General features: G+C 39.2%; 2 protein-coding genes. Both read right to left on the bottom strand.

Annotation, left to right across the window (positions count from 1 at the left end; all coding sequences use genetic code 11):
- Positions 1-352 precede the first annotated feature (352 nt).
- Entirely contained in the window at positions 353-1,204 is an 852-nt protein-coding gene (locus Xhom_RS24695; protein ID WP_069316336.1) for a phage tail protein, read from the bottom strand.
- Positions 1,205-1,754: 550 nt separating this feature from the next.
- Positions 1,755-1,967 (bottom strand): hypothetical protein, encoded by a 213-nt coding sequence (locus Xhom_RS24690; protein WP_069317425.1) that lies wholly within the window; start codon positions 1,965-1,967, stop codon positions 1,755-1,757.
- Between the last annotated feature and the right edge of the window lie 278 nt (positions 1,968-2,245).

Raw genomic sequence — 2,245 nt, 5'->3', positions numbered from 1 at the left:
AAACTAATGATGCAAATAATGAAACAATAAAAATTACACAAATTATAGGCAGACAAGGAACGGCAGAGCTATATAACCTGCCGTTTGGTGAGGCTTAATGAAAGGAAGCTGAGGAGTGGATGATTAATATGGGGCTGACTGTTCACGGAGTAAAGCCATTCATGATGGAGCTGGAAATATGAAGACAGGATACTGACAAATCTTTGTATTTTGATGTCATGCATGTGCGGTTGTGGGTATGTGGTATTCACGGAATGTATCATTTAGACGTCCGTGTCTGGAGATCTAAAAAATTATCCAATTTGAGTAGTAAAAGTAAGGATAGAAGCGAGTTAAAAGGTATTAGTTAGAATTAAGCCGCTCTGACAATGTAATTGAATGCGATGTTACGAGGACGGGTTTCTGTTCCTGTTGAATTAGCAACCGCATTATCCATGTAACCATAACCACCCGAACCCATTCCTATAGCAATACCCAATCCTCGGGGATCTGCTCCGTAGTTAGTGTTTTCGTGGACACTATTGAAAATGCGGTTCCCTGTACCTAAATTCTCGGCTCCAGCAGTTGAGCTGGACCACATGCGTTGAATTCTGTGGCTATGTGGCGCGATATCTGCCGCTTGATTAGAAAGCAGATGTCGCCCAGCGTCCGCTCCTCGCCCATTATCCCAGCCGCGAATAAACTCCCCTCGCAAATCGGGTAGTACACCAGAGGGATAAGCAAGAGCAAGTTTCGGATATCTGACTGTATCAAACGAGTTACCGTTACATAGCAGCCAGCCTTCTGGCGGTGTTTCTGTAGGCCAAGGAACAGGAACGCCGACAGGTAAAGACAATCCTTCCATTAATGGCTCTATTCCAAGGTTCTTAACAAACTCTTTTTTATCAGGTATATCAGCTCCATTCCGATCTTTTGCTAAACGAGTATTGGCATTGTCATTTGCATTACTGGCATTCTGATTAGCTGTATTAGCCAAATTATACGTCACTTTCACTGCTTTTGGTGTTGCCGCCATAGTTTCACTATCACTACCGACATCATTGCTCAGGACAACAAATCCCTTATCTTGCAGTGTTGCATTGGGATGATTACGGCTTTGGGCGTGTTCTTCAATAGATTCTTTTACATAATTACGACTGGGTACCACGAAAAGATCACAGTCACAAGGGCATGGTGTATCAGGCTTATTATTTTGAATACTCATACTTAATCCCTCATCTAATCAACAATACACATTGCTAAATAACATGAAGGCGGTGGGAGACTTCTCCGCCGGTGAACATCAATAAAATTGGTTCATCAATACGGGAAAATACGGCTTGACTAATATTTGATAGGGAGCATGTTTTGTTGGCAGGATGACATAAAATGACAGGTAGAGAATTAATAGAGTTTGTCAGAAGACTGATGAAAATTAATACTTCAGAGAGCCTACTTAGATTATTAAATCATCAATAAAGAAGCTCCCATAACGGAACAAAATCAAGTGGTTAGAACGGGCCGTTCAACTACTACATCATAGTTAAATCAATATATTAGGTGTGATTTGATATGTTTCGGTCAACATACTGTTTGGGATTAGAGAACATCCCTTCATGCTATATAAATCAGGTGGTTAATATGATTCTTAGTAGGAAAGAGAACACCCCATGAAAGATGAATTCGAATCGTGCGATGATTTCGATGGATTTTAATTTCAACCGGCAAACCATCGCTACAAGCTCAAATATCCGGTAATTCCGTTTAGTTCAAACTTACTCGTTATTACTTCGGTACTTTTTACGTAATCTGAACCCAAGAGTGACAAAATAAATGGCTAGTAAACTTTCAAATGAGTTATATAGCCAGTCCACTTCAATTTCAGATGTCATCCACTTTAAAATTGATACTGCGAATAAAAATATTCCGCCAAAGATGAGTACTAGAGGTGTTTTTTCTCCGAGTGGTAATTTTTCTAATTGTGACATATTAAATCCTTATAATATTTAGGGATGGTTATTTGATGCGAGTTTCACATATTTGGTTATTCCGAACAACTAAATCCTAACTATTTGAGATTCATTCGATATGGGAATTTGCATAACGGAACAATTAATACCCTATGTTCAATAACAGGTATTCGGAACCAAACTTCGAATTTACAACTCACTAAATCACCTATCACCTATCACCTTTCAAATTATAAGCCTTGCTATAGTAGTAATCCGATTGAGATGAAGATTTGACCTCAGTAAGGTTTCTGGTG

The sequence above is a fragment of the Xenorhabdus hominickii genome (assembly GCF_002632725.1).
GTDB lineage: Bacteria > Pseudomonadota > Gammaproteobacteria > Enterobacterales > Enterobacteriaceae > Xenorhabdus > Xenorhabdus hominickii.
This window is presented reverse-complemented; position numbering and strand designations above follow the sequence as displayed.

What these genes read in the sequence shown, in the direction of transcription:
- Xhom_RS24695 (WP_069316336.1), bottom strand. Translation starts at nt 1,204, where the DNA reads ATGAGTATTCAAAATAATAAGCCTGATACACCATGCCCTTGTGACTGT.
- Xhom_RS24690 (WP_069317425.1), bottom strand. Translation starts at nt 1,967, where the DNA reads ATGTCACAATTAGAAAAATTACCACTCGGAGAAAAAACACCTCTAGTA.